Origin of the sequence: Paenibacillus sp. Soil522, from assembly GCF_001428245.1 — a bacterium.
Lineage (GTDB): Bacteria > Bacillota > Bacilli > Paenibacillales > Paenibacillaceae > Pristimantibacillus.
On sequence record NZ_LMRV01000033.1, the window covers coordinates 222,069 to 240,223 of the forward strand.

Consider the following 18,155-nt stretch of genomic DNA (forward strand, 5'->3'; position numbering starts at 1 on the left):
CATTAATGCTTTCAGGCTTCTTCTACTACTTGCTGCGTCCGCTCATTTACACGATGGAACGCCGGAAGCACAATTGTACGTATATCTTTAAAATCATTTATTGCAGAGTGTCGAGCTGTTTTTTAAGCAGTCACGGGAAAATATCTAACATGCATATAACATTTGAGATGCGCATTCGTGCTCCTTCTGTTATAATGACGTCGACTAAGGCAAATTTACCGAAAGTACGGTGGCTGGAAAACTATGAGTACAAACGCTATGAAGGATAAACGAATCGTTATTGCCGGATCTCGGAAAACGGATGAGATGAGCTTGATCATAGAAAAAAGGGGCGGAATTCCATTTATCCGCTCGCTTCAGGGTTTGACGATGTTTGAAGAGGATTTGCTGGAAGAGCCGCTGCGGAGATTCGCAGAGCAGGGCGCGGACTGGATCATTTTGACGACGGGGCTTGGATCTGAAAGCGTAGTTGGCGCGGCCGACAAGCTCGGAATTGGGCAAGCTGTGCTGGAGCGCATGTCCCAAGCGAAAATTGCGTCAAGAGGCTACAAAACCTCTGCTTTCCTCAAACGGACGGGTCTTCAGGCGGTTGTCAGCGACGATGATGGAACGATGCAGGGACTGATGGACAACCTTTCTGCCTATAATTTTGAAGGGCAGCGGGTATGGATACAGCTGCACGGGGAGCCGGCACCTGAGCTGACGCGCTTTCTTGAAAATAAAGGTGCGGTACACGTAGAATCGGTGCTGCCTTACAGACATGTTCCGCCGGCAGAAGCTACGCTTGATCTGCTGATGACTGAACTTGTTGAAGGCTCGGTGGACACGGTTTGCTTCACGACTGCGGTGCAGGTGCATTATTTGTTCAAGTATGCGATCGGGTCGGGGCGTAAAGAGCAGCTCCTGAATGCTTTCGAGCAGCATGTTGTTGCTGCCGCGGTCGGTAAAGTAACGGCCGAAGCTTTGAAGGAATACAGAGTGAAGCGGATCATTGTTCCGGAGATAGAGAGAATGGGTGCTTTGATCATTGAGATCTCGCGTTATTACGAGAGTGTCGAAGGTAATGAAATATAGGCCAATGGGCTTTATTTGCAAGGCGAAGGTATATAGATTGGCAGAAGAATGGACGAAAAAAGTGATTAAGCGGCATAAGAAGCTGCTTAATCACTTTTTTTGTTGTCGCCCTCGTTCTGTGCTGCCTTCGATCGGGAGGGTAAAACAAGCAATTAAGCCAAGAGGGGTAAGCCTTATATGGCATTCGTTGCAGGCTGGAAGCATATTGATATTAATGAAGAGCGATGCTGCTTTTTATCCGATGCGTTCGGAGGACGATTTTTCTTACTTGGACAATTTCCGCGTTGTCCCCATACACATACAATAATGGTGTATAGCCTAATCGGTGCTGGAAGGGGAGTAGCGCTGTGAGTAAGCGGACTTTAATGATTATTTCGCTTGTTATTTACGCTTTGCTAGCCATTTTATTTGTGATTTTGTCCATTTTCCACTAAACACATAACAGAGCAGGGGCTGCCTCTTGAGTAGAATCATCTACCGGGGGGCAGCCCTTGTTAGTTGGATTCGATTGGGGCATTGTTATTGTTTATCGGCTATTGGCTGAGCTTCTCCTGGCTCTTTATTTTTCGGTAATCCTTCGGCACGACGCCCTTCGTCTCACGGAAAATACGGGAAAACGTTTTGTAGGAGCCATATCCGACCTCAAGCGCAATTTCGGCGACACTCATTTCCGTTGAGACGAGCAGGCTGCAGGCGTGCCGCAAGCGCAAATCATGCAGGAAATGAACGAAGGTCTGTCCGGTCGTCTGCTTAATGACCTCGCTTATTCGCGATACGCTCATCGTAAAGCGGCTTGCAAGGTCGGAAAGCGCAAGCTCATCCTGATAATGGCGATGAATATAATGGATGATCGGCCATACGGAGGCATTCGACTTGGATCCGAGCGTCGATACGACAGCGGAAGGCGCGGCCTTCCGGCGGTACCGGTCGAAGCAGGCTAATATTTCCTTCAATCTAACCTGGAGCATTGTGCGGCGCCACAGCTCCTGCCCCTTATACTCGTTATACATATCTTCTATTAAATGCTTCATGCGTACGTTGTCCGTGTCGCTCAGCTGAACGAAGGACGGCATCGCGTTCTGAGCGATTAAGTCCATTAAGCCGCCCTCTTGACCCGGCTCCATCAACAAATCCATGCTGAACATGCAATTATATAGAACTAGGGTACTGCCCGGTTCCGTAAAAAGCTCATGGACCTGATAGGGCAGCACGAACGTAAACGTGCCTGGCAGCATTTGATGCTTGGCATCATTGATCGATTCGGAGCCTCTTCCATCTACCACATATGAAAACTCCAAAAAGTCGTGACGATGCGGACGGAAGCCTTGGTAAAGACGGTTCAGGCTAATATGGAGGGGAGAGGATGTGTTCATATTTGGATACGTTTTCAAGTAGTCGGGTATATAAGTCATGAAATAATGGATTCCTCCGAAAAACTGAGACTTTTATCGAAAAACAAGCACGATTTCTCATCCCGTTTATTTTAACATAAATAACGGAAGCAAGCGTTAGCTAACGCGGATGCTTGCAAAGCAATTTTGCTTCACCAAACTTATCGGGAGGTTTTCCAATGTCCATTGAAAATAAAATTAGAATAGGCATTATCGGTGCGGGCAATATCGGAAAAGTTCATGCTGGCGAGTTTTCCAAGCTAGGCGACGAGTGCGTCATTACGGCTATTACCGATGCGTATTTGCCGCTTGCCGTAGAGAGAGCGAAGCAATACGGGATCGCAAGCGTTGCAAATTCGCCGGAAGAGCTGATTCAGCGCTCAGACGTGGACGCCGTTATTATAGGGGTTCCTAACCAATTCCATGCACCGCTTGCGGTACAGGCTTTAGCTGCCGGCAAGCATGTGCTGCTCGAGAAGCCGATGGGCATTAACGGCGAAGCGGCTCGTCAAATTATGAAGGCGAGCCAGGCTTCCGACCGCATAGTGATGGTTGGTCATCAGATGCGCTGGGAATCGGTGCCGATGCAAATTAAAGAGCAAATCGATCGCGGGGAGCTTGGCAAAATATATACGGCAAAAACCGGCTGGTTCCGCCGCAAAGGCATCCCAGGCTGGGGCACTTGGTTTACTCAAATGGATCAGTCGGGCGGCGGCCCGCTTATCGATATCGGCGTTCATATGCTTGACCTTGCGCTGTACTTGATGGGCAATCCGAAGCCGGTATCCGTATATGGCGCAACCTATGCGGAGTTTGGTCCAAGCCGTAAAGGGATCGGAACTTGGGGCAAGCCGAATTGGAACGGCACTTACGATGTAGAGGATTTGGCAACCGCCTTGATCAAAATGGAAGACGGAAGCACGCTTTCGCTTGAAGTAAGCTGGGCTGTGCACATGGATACGGACAATACGCCGTTCATTCATTTGATGGGTTCGGAAGGCGGCGCAAGCTACCGTGGTGCTGAGGGAAAGCTGCTTACGGAGAAATTCGATCGTCCGATTGAAACGGTTCTGCGCAAAGCCGATAACGATGAGGGTGAACGCGCCCGACTGAGCCGTCACTTCCTGGAATGTATCCGCGAAGGCAAGCAGCCGATTACTTCTGCGCTTACCGGCTTGACCAACAATCTTGTTTTGGATGCTATTTATGAATCATCCCGTACGGGCAGTGAAGTGAAGCTGGATTGGAATTTAAACTAACGTGGTGACGAAGAAGGAGGCAACAGCATGCTGAGAGGATTAACCGGCGCAGGGCTTGGCCGCATTGAAAGCGATGAGCGTTTCATCGAGCTCGCTGGCGAATATGGTTTTCAAGCTGTAGATTTGGATGCCGGTTCGCTGATTAACCGTCATGGCGTCCAAAAAGCACGTGAGCTGCTTGCAAAGAACGGCGTGGTGATCGGCTCGATCGGTCTTCCGGTAGAATGGAGAACGACGGAAGAGGCGTTTCTTGAAGGACTGGAGAAATTAGCGGGAGCCGCTGCAGCTGCAGCGGAGCTTGGCTGTATGAGCTGCTGCACGTATATTTTGCCTTCCACGGATTTGAAGGCAGCCCGCTTTATGGCACTGGCAACGCGCAGATTACGTACCTGCGCGCAAATTCTTGGCGCTTACGGCATTCGTCTCGGACTCGAATTCGTTGGTCCCCACCATTTGCGCACGCGCTGGGCGAATCCGTTTATTTGGACGCTCGAAGAGACGCTGGAATGGTTCGATGCGATCGGCGAGAGTAACGTAGGGCTGTTGTTCGATTCGTATCATTGGTACACGAACGGTTTGACTATTGCCGATATAGAAGCGCTTCGCGCTGATCAGATCGTGCATGTGCATATTAATGACGCGCCTGACGTACCTGTGGAGGAAGCGCTTGATAACGGCCGCATTTATCCGGGCGAAGGCGTGATTGATTTGGTGGGCTTCCTTAAGGCGCTCGATAGAATCGGTTACAAGGGAGCTGTATCTCAGGAAATTTTAACGGCAGAGGCTCCATTGCAATCGCCGGAAGAGCTTGTTCTGCGTTCCAAGGCTGGCTTTGACAAAGTGTTTGGTGAAGCAGGACTTTAAATAGTAGTCTCATTTTTACGAGGCAAGGACAGAAATACGAAAATGGTTGAGTGCCGTAAGAGCCTACTCAACCATTTTTTTATTTACTCCTTAGCTGCTTTCCTTCGTTTCCTTGCACAGAAAGTTTATTTTCTCTATTTTCCTCACACCTCCGACACAGCTGATGATAAGCCTCTTTAAAAATATAAAAAACAACGATTACGACGAGCAAGCGCTAATTTTCATATGAATTTACATGAAATCTGATGGGTACTGTTCTAGAAGACTATTCCGTTATGATGGATAATAAATGTTTTATCGATGATATGACGAGAGCGATAACAGGAGACCGACAATATGGCAAACAGGGAAGAGCAGATACATCCGTTGAACCTTTGGTATAAGCAGCCGGCTTCAAGATGGGAAGAAGCGCTGCCGCTTGGCAATGGCCGATTGGGCGGCATGGTATTCGGCGGCGTTGATAAAGAACGTTTTCAATTAAATGAAGATACGCTGTGGTCAGGCTTTCCGCGCGATACGAACAATTACGAGGCTTTACGCTATTTAAAGCAGGCTCAGGAATTGATCGCGCAGAAGCGCTTCGTAGAGGCGGAAAAGCTGGTCGAGGCGAAAATGCTGGGAACAAATACGGAATCGTATCAGCCGATGGGCGATTTGTATATTGAGCAGCATTTTGAGCAGAACAAAAGCCGCCCGAAACACTATATCCGCAAGCTTGATATCGATGCGGGCATTGCCGCTACCCGCTTTCAATCCGGCGAAACGAGCTATTACCGCGAGACATTTGTAAGCGCAGTCGATCAAGTGCTTTGCACGAGATATGCAGCGGATGGAGACGGACTGCTGGAGCTTACGGCTTCGCTGCAAGCGTCGTTGCAGTATGGGATTGCGCATGACGGAAGCGCGGCAATCGTGCTGCACGGACGCTGTCCGAGCCATGTCGCGGACAATTATATGGGCGATCATCCGAAAGCCGTGCAGTACGAGGACAACCGCGGCATTACGTTTCAGATAAAGCTGCAGGTAATCGCAGAGGGAGGAGAAGTTTCAGTAAGCGGCGATCAGCAATTAACGATTCGCGGCGCTCGCTCGGCAACTTTCCTGTTAAGCGCGGCGGCAAGCTTCGAGAGATTTAACCGCCAGCCGGCGAAGAGCGGTGACGAGCTTCGCAAGCAGAACAATCGTGTGCTGGAAGGCGCTCTATCGCATAGTTATGAACAGCTCCGTGAGCGCCACATTCAGGATCACCGACAACTATTTCGGCGTGTGCAGATTGAATTGGGTCAGACGCCTAATGCCCTATTGCCGACGGACGAGCGGCTCGAAGCATATAAGAGAGGCGAGCAGGACCCGCAGCTGGAAGCCTTGTATTTCCAGTATGGCCGGTATCTGCTTATGGCAAGCTCGCGTCCCGGAACCCAGCCGGCTAACCTGCAGGGGATATGGAATGACCGGGTGCAGCCGCCTTGGAACAGCGATTATACGACGAATATCAATACGCAAATGAACTATTGGCCGGCAGAGCTTGCCAATTTGAGCGAATGCCACGAGCCGCTTCTCCGGCTGATTGAGGAGCTTAGCGAGTCAGGCGCGCGTACGGCTGCTATTCATTACAACAGCGCAGGGTGGGTAGCGCATCACAACGTCGACTTATGGCGGACGTCAACTCCAACTGCCGGTCATCCAAGCTGGGCATTCTGGCCGCTTGGCGGCGTATGGCTGACGCAGCATTTGTGGGAGCATTATTTATATCATCCGAACGAAGCCTTTTTGCGGGAGAAAGCTTATCCCCTGATGAAGGGCGCTGCATTATTTTGCTTGGACTTTCTGCAGGAAAACGGGAATGGGCTGCTCATGACGTCGCCTTCTACCTCGCCGGAAAATAAGTTTCTGACCGCTCACGGAGAAACGAGCAGCGTGGCAGAATCGTCTGCCATGGACATCACGTTAATCGGCGAGCTGTTTGAGCATTGTTTGACCGCGGCGAGCTTGCTGAAGCTCGATGAGCCATTTATCGAACGGTTAGAAGCGGCGAAGCGCAAGCTTCCGCCGCTGCAAATCGCGCCAAACGGTTTACTGCAGGAATGGCATGAGCATTTTGCGGAGCATGAGCCAGGCCATCGCCATGTATCGCATTTATACGGCTTATATCCGGGCACGACTATTAATCAGGAAGCAACGCCTGAGCTGGTTGAAGCGGGACGGCTGTCGCTTGAAAGCCGCATAAAAAACGGCGGCGGCCATACGGGCTGGAGCTGCGCGTGGCTAATAAACCTTTACGCGCGGCTGCGGGATTCAGAGTCCTCTTATCGTTTTATTCATACGCTGCTCGCACGCTCGACGCATCCGAATTTGTTCGATGATCATCCGCCGTTTCAAATCGACGGAAACTTTGGAGGAACGGCGGGCATAGGCGAGATGCTGCTGCAAAGTCATTTGAACGGCATTGAGCTTCTGCCGGCGCTGCCGGCCGCTTGGCCGAGCGGCTACGTGAAGGGCCTGAAGGCAAGAGGCGGCTTCGTTGTCGATATCGAGTGGGCAGACGGCAAGCTGACTTCGGGACGCATTCATTCTACGCATGGAAGGGATTGCAGACTGCGTTCCAAGAGCGCGATCACGGTCCATGCTTCGGACGGCACAACGATTGATGCATCGGGGCCATTTGCAACGAGCAAGAACGGCTGGTACAACATTTTACCGTCAACCAAAGAAGGGGAGAAACCATAATGACGACCGACATCATTTTTCCGTTTAACAATACCGAGCTTCCGCTTGAAGAACGAGTAACCGATCTCGTCTCGCGATTTACGCTCGATGAGAAAATTGACTCCATGGTCCAATATCAGCCTGCAATCGAGCGATTAGGCGTCAAGCCGTATAAGCATGGAACGGAAGCGGCGCACGGGATGGCATGGCTGGGGGAAGCAACAACGTTCCCGCAGCCGATCGGTCTTGGTTGTACGTGGAACCCCATACTGCTGAAGGAAGTAGGCTCTGTTATCGGCGACGAGGCGCGCGTCTATTTTCAGCGCAACCCCGCCATTAACGGCTTGACGCTATGGGCGCCGACCGTTGATATGGAGCGTGATCCGCGTTGGGGCCGGACAGAGGAGGCTTACGGCGAAGATCCTAAGCTGACGGGCGAGCTGACAGCCTCGCTCGTGCAGGGCATTCAAGGCGATCACCCGCTTTACTTTAAAGCGGTAGCGACCTTGAAGCATTTTATCGGCAATAACAATGAAATTAACCGCGGCAGCTGCTCTGCGAGCATCGATCCGCGTAACATGAAGGAATATTATCAAGCGGCGTTTAAGCCGGCCTTCGTTAAGGGCGGCGCGCATTCGATGATGACCTCGTATAACTCCGTTAACGGTACGCCGACCATTTTGCATGGGGATGTAAACAAAGTGGTGAAAGAAGAGTGGGGCATGAACGGCTTCATCGTTAGCGATGCGGGCGATTTGCTCGGTATCGTCAACGATCATAACTATTATAATTCTTATAAGGATGCGGTTGCGCATGCCATTAAAGCAGGTATCGACAGCATTACCGACGATAAAGAGAAATCCTGCGCCGCTATTCGCGAAGCTTTGGACGAGGGACTGCTGTCGGAGCGGGATTTGGACAAAGCGCTCATTAACACGTTCCGCGTACGTTTCCGTTTGGGCGAATTCGATCCGGCGGATCAAAATCCTTACGCAAAATTGCCGGAATCGAAGCTTTGCGCGCCGGAGCACGGTCAGCTGTCGCTGCAAGCGGCAAGGGAATCCATTGTCTTATTAAAAAATAAAAACAACGCTCTGCCTTTAAACAAGGAGAAACTAAACAGCGTTGCCGTAATCGGGCCGTTAGCGGATGTCGTTTACCGCGACTGGTATTCCGGCTCGCTTCCTTATAAAGTTACGCCGCTCGAAGGCATTAAGAGCAAGCTGGCCGGCAGATCCGTTTCGTACAGCAGCGGTAATGACCGCGTCGTGTTGAAATCGGCCGCGAATGGAGAGGCGCTGCTGGCATCTGAGGACAATGAAGGACGTCTGCGAGCCGGCGGATCGGATGCGGCAGGCGAAACATTTGAAGTAACCGATTGGGGCTGGGGCAGCTATACGCTGGAGAGCAAAGCTTCCGGGAAGCTGCTTACGAGCGCGGATGACGAAAATATTGCCGTGGCTGCGAGCGAAGCGTTCGGCTGGTTTGTGAAGGAAGTGTTTAAGCTTGACGAGCAATCGAATCATCAATTGCTGATACGGACGTGGAACGGCAAGCTGGTAACAGCTCCGAACGGCGGAGCCGATTCGCTTCAGGTTGCAGAAGCGGACACGATCGGGGCGAACGAGCTGTTTACGAAGGATGTCATCATTGACGGCATCGCGGAAGCGGCAGCGGCAGCGAAGGCAGCCGAAACCGCAATCGTCTTCGTCGGCAATAATCCGCTTATTAACGGCAAGGAAGAAATCGATCGACCAAGCCTTGATCTTGCGGCATCGCAAAATAAATTGATTAGCGCCGTATTCGCGGCTAACCCGAACACGGTCGTCGTCGTAATCGGCAGCTATCCGTTCACGCTAAATGCAGTTAACGAGCAAATTCCGGCGATCGTTTACTTGTCGCATGCGGGACAAGAGATTGGCAACGCCATCGCCGACGTACTATTCGGCGATTACTCGCCGGCGGGACGCCTGAATATGACATGGTACAAATCGGAGGAGCAGCTGACGGATCTGATGGACTATGACATTATGAAGGGCAAAAGAACGTATCTGTACTTTGACGGAGAGCCGTTGTATCCGTTCGGTTACGGTCTTAGCTACGGTTCGTTCCGCTATAGTCCGCTTGAGGTAACAAATAACTGGGCCAGCATGGAAGGCAGTGTAACCGTACAGCTTCAAGTCACGAACGAATCTGCCGTTGCCGCAGATGAGGTCGTACAATTGTATGTGAGCACGGAATGCTCCCGCGTCCAGCGTCCGCTCAAGAAGCTGGCCGGCTTTACGCGGATTGCCCTGCAGCCGGGAGAGACAAAGTACGTACAACTTATCGTGCCTGCCGAAGAGCTTGCTGTTTGGGATGTGACGCGTGACCGGTTCTGCCTTGAAGCTGCCGAATATACGTTTGTTGCAGGCGGTTCATCTGTCGATGCAAAGGTGTCTGCTACGATCACAATAGATGGCGAGACCATACCTCCCCGCAACCTGTCGCTGCAAACGCGCGCGGAGAACTACGATGATTATGCCGGTGTCTATTTGGATGAGAGCAAGGAAGGCGGTACGGCGGTGCGGCTGGCGCAATCCGAAGGCTGGATAAAATTCACGGACATCGATTGGTCGAACGGCTACGGCGTATTCGAAGCGCGCGTTAGCGGCAGCGGGCAGGGCGGCGAGCTATCGCTCCTGATCGGCAGCCCCGCGGGAACGGTTATCGGCTCTTGCTCGGTTGCCGCGAGCGGTGAGCAGCAATGGGAAACCGTACGTATAGAGCTCCCTCCTATCAAGCCGGATGGCGATTTGGTTATCGGCTTAACGGGAAGCGTAAAGCTGAGCTGGTTCCGCATTCATTAATCACAATAGATCCGGAAGTTTCATGCGGAGCTGTCTTCAAGGCTGTCAATTCAGCCTTGAGCAGCTCCGTTTTTTTGTACGGCTGCGGTTGCTTTTTAACGAATAGGGCATTATTCTGAAGATTACCAATGATCTTCAGGAGAGGTGCTAGTCATATTGGAGAACGAAATTGAGATTGACCTGTACAAGGATTGGATTGATACGGTGAAGGAAGTTTTTCGAGGCTCCGGACATCCGCTGCCGGATACGGTCAGCGACTGGGACGCAGCCTTTGCTTACTTTTCGCAGACAGCGCTAACCGATGAAGAGGCAGAGCAAAAGCTTGAGGCTAATGAAGAACGCCTTTCCCAGGCGCAGCAAATTATTTTGGATCATTTTGAGGACGTTATTCTTCCGGATATTCGCAGCAGGACGGGTTATTCAGGCAGCCGCTTTGTCTTCAAATGGCTGTACAACAAAGGTGAGCATGTCATTGAACAGCATTCATCGTACCGCATACCGCTCTAATTGGAGCGGTATTTCTTTGCAAGAAAATAAGCATCGGATGGTTATGTCTAATTTCTATATGATAATAAAATGAATAGATCATGTATGAATGATCTCATACCCGTTTTATAATATAGGATGCTTCAAAAATATACGTAAAAAAGTAAACGCTTTCCTTGATGAAGGAGGGGCAGCCTATATGCTGGTGAGCATCAGAGCGCTTGCACACAAAATGAACAATATTAGAATAAGGAACAAGCTTATTTATTCATTTATCCTCGTCGTATTCGTGCCGGTGCTTATTGTAGGCATATTTCTGACAGTCGCTTTCCGTCAAAATGTCCTCGACCAAGCGACCCAGCAAATTACGAATAACGTGGAACGAATCAAGAAGCAGACCTTGGACATTATACGAATGCCAATCGAGATTTCGGACAAGCTGCTCGTCGACAACCGATTAACGAATGTCGTCAATACGCAATATAATTCCACCTTCGAGGTGGTAAAGGCGTTTTGGGATTATCGCGATTTTCGGAATTACATTCAGCTGTACAGCGAAGTATTCAACATTCGCTTCTACACGACAAACATGACGATACTGGACAATTGGGAATTTCTAAAAGTCACCGATTCAATAGAGGAAACATCCTGGTATAAGTCAGCGACGGAACAGGACGGCATACACTGGGCGTATATACCCGATGAAACGAAGAACAACCGGAATGATTTGAGCCTCATTCGTAAAATTACGTTTCCTACCTATCAGACAAGCGGCGTGCTGGTCATAAGCGTTAACCAAAAAGAGCTGAATGCGATGATTAGCCAGGAGCCGTTCGACACGATGATTATCGATGAAAGCGGCTATATCATTGCGTCAAAAAATCCTAAATGGGTAGGCAAGAACATATCTGAATTGGACTTTGCCAGTCAATTGACGAATAAAGCGGAAGGTACTTACGAGTTTAAATTCGATGGCAAGCCTTCCAAAATCGTCGTAGAGGACCTTCTTCCCGAATCAAGCCGCAACGGTCTCAAGATCGTTTCGGTATTTACGATCGACAGCATCGTGAGCGGAGCCAATCGTATAAGCTTGCTCGGTTTCAGCATCATTATGCTAAGCCTTGTTATCGCGTTCGTATTGATTTATATTTTCTCCGCGATTTTAGCGAAGCGGATGCTCGTACTGAACAAGGATTTGAATAAGGTTGCGATGGGCGATTTGAACGTTATTTCCCATGTGACAGGCAATGACGAGATCGGCATTCTGTCCAAGCAATTTAACAACATGGTCGTCAGCATTCGCGGCTTGATGGACGAGGTTGCGGAATCGCACAAGCAGCAAGCCCGGCTGGAGCTCAGGCAAAAAGAAATAAAGCTGAAGATGATGGCAAGCCAAATCAATCCGCATTTTCTGTTCAATGCGCTCGAATCGATCCGCATGAAGGCCCATATCAAGGGCGAGACCGAGATATCCTCGATCGTAAGGATGCTAGGCAAAATGATCCGTCGAAATTTAGAGGTAGGCACGCGGAAAATCGCCCTCAAGGACGAGCTCGAAATCGTGCGCTGCTATTTGGAAATTCAAACATTCAGATACGGGAACGATCGCTTGACCTTCGGCCTGGATATCGATGAATCCGGACAGGATATTGAAATCCCGCCGCTTATTATTCAGCCGCTCATTGAGAATGCGGTCGTGCATGGGCTGGAAAATATAGCAGAGGGCGGCTTCGTTTCGTTAACGACGCAGATGAGCGATCGTATGCTCCGCGTAGAGGTTGCCGATAATGGTGTAGGGATTAGCGAAGACAAAATCAATCAAATCCATGAAGCGCTTAACGATATGGAAGAAGAGGAAGAGTACCGGATCGGACTGCGTAATGTTCATCAAAGGCTAGTCATGATCTATGGGGACGGTTACGGCTTGACGATTAAGAGCGAGCTGGGGTTGGGTACAAGAATTGCTTTTGAAATTCCGTTAGGGGGTCATCCATTTGCATAAAGTGCTGATTGTCGACGATGAACCGATGATTCGAGAAGGGCTGCAAACATTAGTCGATTGGAACAAATACGGCTTTAGCGTCGCGGGAATTGCATCGAACGGCCGGGAGGCGGTGGAGAAGCATGCGGCGCTCGTTCCTGATTTGATTTTAATAGATATTCGTATGCCTGGGATGGACGGGCTTCAAGCGATAGAGGAGATAAGAAAGACGGATACGGTCTGCCATTTCTTAATTTTGAGCGGATATGCCGAATTCAATTATGCAAAGCAAGCGATCGCGCATAATGTGGATGGTTATATATTGAAGCCGATTGATGAGGATGAACTGGAGAGCAATGTCGAACGAATTGGCACGCAGCTCAAAAAACAAACCGAGCAGCAGCTGAATACGGAGCAAACGACGGTGCTCTTGCGCGAGGAGATGCTTCAGCAGCTAGCCTCCGGAAAGGTTGATCCGAACCTGGCAGGCAGTCAGGAGCTGCATACGCTGCTTGGCGCGCCGGCGAAATATTATCAGCTGCTACTAATCGAGCTTTACAGCAGGGAGCATTCCCTTACGATGAATGCTACCCTTAAGAAGAAGCTGGCGGAAATTATCGAGAAGAAACAGCTTGGCTGGGTCTTTACTGCCGAGCCTTATATAGGGGTATTGCTAAAAGATTATTTACTGCAAAACGGCTCGCGCGAGCAGATGAAGCTGTGGATCGAAGAATGCTGCGGCATGAGAGTGAGATTCGCAGCTGCAGCAAGCGAGCCGGTTCGCGATCCCTTGGAGCTGCAAAAATGGTCGCCTGCCGTTCGCAGCTTGTTAAAACAGCGCTTCATGCTGCAAGGGCAGCATATTCATTCGGCATCTTTAGAAGGAGACGCTAAGCAATCGGGAACGGGGCAGGGCGAAGAGCTATCCATCGATAGCCTTGCTCAGAAGCTTTATTACATGCTTGATATCGGAAGCAGAGAAGGCGTAATAAAGGCGCTGGACGAGGCTTCTGTACAAATTTGTGCGCATGACTCATCGGAGCAAGCCGTTAAATCGGGCTGGGCGCAGCTGGTTACGATCGTGCTGAACAAAGCGGCAATTTCAAATTCGCAGGTTTCCGTACAAGAGGATTTATCGATGATAACGGCTCTTTATCTTGCGCATCATTATAATGAGATGATCGATCAGCTGCAGATGCGGTTAACGGATTTGGCAGCAAGGATTGGCAAATCCGACAGCATGTCCGTCATGAAGCAGATGACTGATTTCATAGAGCGACACTACAGCGAGAACATTAAGCTGGAGACGCTGGCGGATCTCTTCAATTATAACAGCGGGTACCTGGGCAAAATGTTCAAAAATTTTACGGGGGAGCCTTTCAACACCTATTTGGATCAAGTCCGCATTCAGCATGCCATCGAGCTGCTAAAGGAGGGACTTAAGGTTCATCAGGTGTCAGAGCGGGTTGGCTATGCGAACGTCGATTACTTCCACAGCAAATTCAAAAAGTATAAGGGTGTTTCGCCCTCTTCCTTCAAGAGTGTTTCTGGGAAACCGTCCTCAGAGTAAGAAAAGTGACGTTATATCGCCGGGCTAATAGAGCCGCATGTGATATAACGTCATTTTTTGTTGTGCTCAGTTCATAACCAATGGTTATGAAAGCGCTTGAAAGTGCGTATTTTGATATGATTTTAGGTCTAATTTATCGGGTGCAAGGGGGAGGGCTCTATCGTTTATGATAAGTACATAGAAGAGAGGGTAAGCTACACCTACGAAAAGGAAGCTTACGAAGCCGTTTTTGCCGGGTGCAAAAACTTTAGGAGGAGCAGGGATGAAACCGCTAACAGAAGTTACCCTGGGAGCAGGGGCGACAAACAAAAGGAACCGATTTTGGTTTAAAGCATTCCAGCAGCGTTACTTGTACATGATGTCACTTCCATTCGTCATCTGGATATTCCTATTCAGCTATGTACCGGTATGGGGCTGGTTAACCGCTTTTCAAAATTACAAACCGAAAAACGCTATATTGGATCAGAAATGGGTCGGACTCGATAATTTCATTGAATTATTCCAAGACGAAAGATTTTATATCGTATTGCGAAACACGCTTGCCATGAGCACGATGGGACTGGTCGTCGGCTTTACGGTTCCGGTCATCTTCGCGCTATTGCTAAATGAGATGAGAGGACAATTTTTCAAGCGTTCGGTTCAAACGATTTCGTATTTGCCGCACTTCGTATCATGGGTAGTCGTCGCCGGACTCGTATCGAAGATGCTTTCGACAGACGGCGGGGCCGTTAACCAATTGCTTATGTGGCTTAACATCATCGACGCACCGGTTCAGTTTATGGCCAAAGGCAGTTGGTTCTGGGGTATTGTAACGGCATCGGATTTATGGAAGGAAATGGGTTGGAACTCCATTATATTTTTAGCTGCAATGGCTGGTATCGATCCTGAGCTTTACGAGGCGTCGACCGTGGATGGAGCAGGCCGATTCCGTAAAATGTGGCATATCACGCTGCCGGGAATTCGGACAACCTTTATGGTGCTTTTCATCTTATCGATCGGTCATCTCGTAAGCATTGGCTTTGAAAAACAGTTTTTGCTAGGCAATCCTCTCGTATCCGATTTTTCAGAGGTGCTCGATCTGTATGCGCTGAAGTACGGTATTCAAATGAGCCGATATTCCTATGGTACGGCAATCGGTATATTTAATTCCGTAGTCAGCATCCTATTAGTGTTTATCGCGAACGGAATATACAAACGGGTCACTAAAGAATCAATCATATAGGAGGTACGGCATATGCAAGGAACGATTAGACGAAGTACAGGCGATAAAGTATTTGATACCTTCATCTTTATATTTATGGCGATCGTAGCTATCGTAACGTTATATCCGTTCTTAAATGTACTGGCGATATCATTCAACGATTCAGTGGATACGGTAAGAGGCGGTTTAACCATATACCCTCGTGAATTTACATTGAAAAACTATGAGACGATTTTCGGTTTCGAGGGACTGCTAGTAGGCTTTAAAAACTCCGTTATTCGTACGGTGCTCGGTACTCTGATCGGCGTTTTGTCGGCATCCATGATGGCTTACACGTTAAGCCGTCCCGATTTCCAGGCGAGAAGATGGATGTCGGTCGTATTCGCTCTTACGATGTACTTCTCAGGCGGCCTTATTCCCGGCTTCCTGCTCATGAAAAGCCTGGGCTTGATCGGTACTTTTGCGGTTTATATCATTCCAGCTATTTTGAGCGTTTGGAACGTGTTCGTCGTCCGCTCATACATTGACGGGCTTCCGTACGCGCTTCAAGAATCGGCCAAAATCGACGGCGCGAATGATTGGACTATATTTTGGAAAATCATACTTCCGCTCTGCCAGCCTGTACTCGCGACAATCGCCTTGTTTATCGCGGTCGGCCACTGGAATTCCTGGTTTGACACCTACTTGTTTAATAACAGAAGCGCTGAGAATACGACGCTCCAGTACGAGCTGATGAAGGTGCTTCTATCAACGCAGACGGGCAGCAATTATCGGGATCCTAACGCACAGCAATCGATTGCAGCGGTTTCGCCCGAGTCTATTAAAATGGCGATTACGATCGTCGTAACGGTGCCGATTCTTATGGTATATCCGTTTCTGCAAAAGTACTTCGTCAAAGGTATGACGCTTGGCGCAGTAAAAAGCTAATTTTGGTAATAGCAGGTTTCCTGTTATATACATGTAAATCACGCACAAGAAAAAAGGGAGGCTTTAACGAAATGAAAAGAAAGATGCAGATGACTCTTAGCTTAATGTTAGCACTTGTATTCTTATTCGTCACAGCATGCGGCAATTCGAATAATGAAGGCGGCAAGAACAATGCAGCGCCCGATAGTGCAGATAATGCAACGAATGAGCCGGTAGCGGCTGAGCCAATTACGATCCGTATGGCATCTGGCGATAACAATCCGAACTGGGACGATATGCAGTCCGATGTAGGTAAATTGATTCTTGAAAAAACAGGAATTACAATCAAACAAGAATTCCCTGTCGGCGGTACAGATTCCGATATGTTCGCGCTTATGGTAGCGAGCGATGAGTATCCGGATATTGTTATGCCGAAAGGCAATGCAGGCAAATTGGTTGATGCCGGCGCATTGATCGACCTTCGTCCATTGATCGAAGAGCATGGTCCTAACCTTAAAAAGGTTTATGGCGAATACTTCAACCGTCTCCGCTGGAGCGAGGATGACGATGCGATCTACACACTTCCACAAGCTGGCGTAGGCCAAACCTACTTTGAAGCAGGCGGCGGCTTCCAATTGCAGCACCAAGTGCTTGAAGCAGCCGGCTACCCGGAAATCAAAACGGTTCAAGACTATGAAGCAGCGATCAAAGCTTACATCGAGAAAAATCCTAAAACGGCAGACGGCCAACCGACGATCGGGATGTCGCTTAACGGCGGCGAGTGGCAAATTCTGATTTCCGTAACGAATCCTGCGACCATTACAACCGGCGCTCCGGATGATGGTGAATTTTTCATCAACCAAGATACGCATGAATCGATCTTGCACTACCAGCGGCCTGAAGAAAGAGAATACTTCCGATGGCTGAACCATATGAACGATATCGGCTTGCTTGACAAAGAAAGCTTCGTACAAAAATACGATCAATACAAAGCGAAAATCGCATCCGGCCGCGTTCTTGGTCTAATTGACCAAAACTGGGATTACGGCGATGCGGAGAACGCGTTGAAAGCTGAAGGAAAGTTTAGCTCGACATACGCTCGTTTCCCTGTAACATTGAACGATACGTACCAAGATCACTCCTTCCAAGGAACGGGTTACATTGGGGGCTTCGGAATTGGTATCACGAAGGATGCTAAAGACCCTGTTCGTTTAATTAAATTCCTTGATTACCTAGCCTCCGATGAAGGCCAAGTACTTGTCAACTGGGGTATCGAAGGCAAGCACTACAATGTAGTAGACGGCAAGCGCGTCATTCCTGCTGACGTTCAAGAACAAAAATCAAACGATAACAACAAATTCAAGAAAACAACGGGTATCGGCAACTACTTGCTGTCCGCCCGTTACGGCGACGGCGTGAAGGATCCATCCGGAAACTATTATACGACGACGTTCCCTGAGCAAATTCAAACGGCTTACTCTGCAGAAGACAAGAAAACGCTTGCTGCTTACGGCGCAACAACGTACAGAGACCTGTGGCCTGCAGACGATGCATTTCCGGAGCGTAAATACGGAGCAGCTTGGACGCTTCCTTTTGAAACGGGCTCCCAAGCAAACGTTATTTTCCAAAAAACGCAAGATATTATGAAGAAACGTATTCCGGAAGCGATTCTTGCTAAACCGGCTGATTTCGATAAAGTTTACGATGCATTCTTGAAGGATCTTGAAGATGCAGGCGTAGCGAAATTGAATGCTGAGTTTACAAAAATGGTACAGGACCGCGTAGCGCTTTGGTCGAAATAAGACAAGAAAAAGCAAGGAAGTAGAGAGCTCATTTCATGAGCTCTCTTCCCTCGTTGTAAATATGCA

12 protein-coding genes are annotated in these 18,155 nt (G+C 49.2%); 11 read left to right on the plus strand and 1 reads right to left on the minus strand.

Going from position 1 to position 18,155, the window contains the following annotated elements:
• Positions 1-243: 243 nt before the first annotated feature.
• A complete protein-coding gene (locus tag ASG81_RS09750) occupies positions 244-1,074 on the plus strand; it encodes a uroporphyrinogen-III synthase (RefSeq protein WP_235548798.1) in 831 nt (276 codons plus the stop codon).
• A 533-nt stretch (positions 1,075-1,607) separates the two neighbouring features.
• On the opposite strand, the gene ASG81_RS09760 is transcribed toward ASG81_RS09750, so the two are convergent.
• Positions 1,608-2,486, minus strand: coding sequence for an AraC family transcriptional regulator (locus ASG81_RS09760; RefSeq protein WP_081417232.1), 879 nt, complete (start codon positions 2,484-2,486; stop codon positions 1,608-1,610).
• A gap of 158 nt (positions 2,487-2,644) precedes the next feature.
• On the opposite strand from ASG81_RS09760, the gene ASG81_RS09765 reads away from it, so the two are divergent.
• The 10 genes from ASG81_RS09765 to ASG81_RS09810 all read left to right on the plus strand — a co-directional run bounded on the left by ASG81_RS09765 (position 2,645) and on the right by ASG81_RS09810 (position 18,089).
• Positions 2,645-3,724: a Gfo/Idh/MocA family protein gene (locus tag ASG81_RS09765; RefSeq protein WP_056632603.1), complete on the plus strand. Its 1,080-nt coding sequence runs from the start codon at positions 2,645-2,647 to the stop codon at positions 3,722-3,724.
• Between the two features lie 27 nt (positions 3,725-3,751).
• A complete protein-coding gene (locus ASG81_RS09770) occupies positions 3,752-4,588 on the plus strand; it encodes a sugar phosphate isomerase/epimerase family protein (protein WP_056632607.1) in 837 nt (278 codons plus the stop codon).
• A gap of 336 nt (positions 4,589-4,924) precedes the next feature.
• Positions 4,925-7,315 carry a glycoside hydrolase family 95 protein gene (locus ASG81_RS09775; protein WP_056632610.1) on the plus strand — a complete coding sequence of 797 codons (2,391 nt, stop codon included), beginning with the start codon at positions 4,925-4,927 and terminating at the stop codon, positions 7,313-7,315.
• Positions 7,315-10,143, plus strand: coding sequence for a glycoside hydrolase family 3 C-terminal domain-containing protein (locus ASG81_RS09780; protein ID WP_056632613.1), 2,829 nt, complete (start codon positions 7,315-7,317; stop codon positions 10,141-10,143). Before ASG81_RS09775 ends, ASG81_RS09780 begins: the two co-directional genes overlap by 1 nt.
• A 156-nt stretch (positions 10,144-10,299) precedes the next feature.
• Positions 10,300-10,650: a hypothetical protein gene (locus ASG81_RS09785; protein ID WP_056632616.1), complete on the plus strand. Its 351-nt coding sequence runs from the start codon at positions 10,300-10,302 to the stop codon at positions 10,648-10,650.
• A 178-nt stretch (positions 10,651-10,828) separates the two neighbouring features.
• Entirely contained in the window at positions 10,829-12,631 is a 1,803-nt protein-coding gene (locus ASG81_RS09790) for a sensor histidine kinase (RefSeq protein ID WP_056632619.1), read from the plus strand.
• Position 12,632: 1 nt separating this feature from the next.
• Entirely contained in the window at positions 12,633-14,180 is a 1,548-nt protein-coding gene (locus ASG81_RS09795) for a response regulator transcription factor (protein WP_235548809.1), read from the plus strand.
• 262 nt (positions 14,181-14,442) lie between these two features.
• Entirely contained in the window at positions 14,443-15,402 is a 960-nt protein-coding gene (locus ASG81_RS09800) for an ABC transporter permease (protein ID WP_056632625.1), read from the plus strand.
• Positions 15,403-15,414: 12 nt separating this feature from the next.
• Positions 15,415-16,308, plus strand: a complete 894-nt coding sequence (locus ASG81_RS09805; RefSeq protein WP_056632628.1) for a carbohydrate ABC transporter permease — start codon at positions 15,415-15,417, stop codon at positions 16,306-16,308.
• Between the two features lie 71 nt (positions 16,309-16,379).
• A complete protein-coding gene (locus ASG81_RS09810) occupies positions 16,380-18,089 on the plus strand; it encodes an ABC transporter substrate-binding protein (protein ID WP_056632630.1) in 1,710 nt (569 codons plus the stop codon).
• Positions 18,090-18,155 lie beyond the last annotated feature (66 nt).

What these genes read in the sequence shown, in the direction of transcription:
- ASG81_RS09750 (WP_235548798.1), top strand. Translation starts at nt 244, where the DNA reads ATGAGTACAAACGCTATGAAGGATAAACGAATCGTTATTGCCGGATCT.
- ASG81_RS09760 (WP_081417232.1), bottom strand. Translation starts at nt 2,486, where the DNA reads ATGACTTATATACCCGACTACTTGAAAACGTATCCAAATATGAACACA.
- ASG81_RS09765 (WP_056632603.1), top strand. Translation starts at nt 2,645, where the DNA reads ATGTCCATTGAAAATAAAATTAGAATAGGCATTATCGGTGCGGGCAAT.
- ASG81_RS09770 (WP_056632607.1), top strand. Translation starts at nt 3,752, where the DNA reads ATGCTGAGAGGATTAACCGGCGCAGGGCTTGGCCGCATTGAAAGCGAT.
- ASG81_RS09775 (WP_056632610.1), top strand. Translation starts at nt 4,925, where the DNA reads ATGGCAAACAGGGAAGAGCAGATACATCCGTTGAACCTTTGGTATAAG.
- ASG81_RS09780 (WP_056632613.1), top strand. Translation starts at nt 7,315, where the DNA reads ATGACGACCGACATCATTTTTCCGTTTAACAATACCGAGCTTCCGCTT.
- ASG81_RS09790 (WP_056632619.1), top strand. Translation starts at nt 10,829, where the DNA reads ATGCTGGTGAGCATCAGAGCGCTTGCACACAAAATGAACAATATTAGA.
- ASG81_RS09800 (WP_056632625.1), top strand. Translation starts at nt 14,443, where the DNA reads ATGAAACCGCTAACAGAAGTTACCCTGGGAGCAGGGGCGACAAACAAA.
- ASG81_RS09805 (WP_056632628.1), top strand. Translation starts at nt 15,415, where the DNA reads ATGCAAGGAACGATTAGACGAAGTACAGGCGATAAAGTATTTGATACC.
- ASG81_RS09810 (WP_056632630.1), top strand. Translation starts at nt 16,380, where the DNA reads ATGAAAAGAAAGATGCAGATGACTCTTAGCTTAATGTTAGCACTTGTA.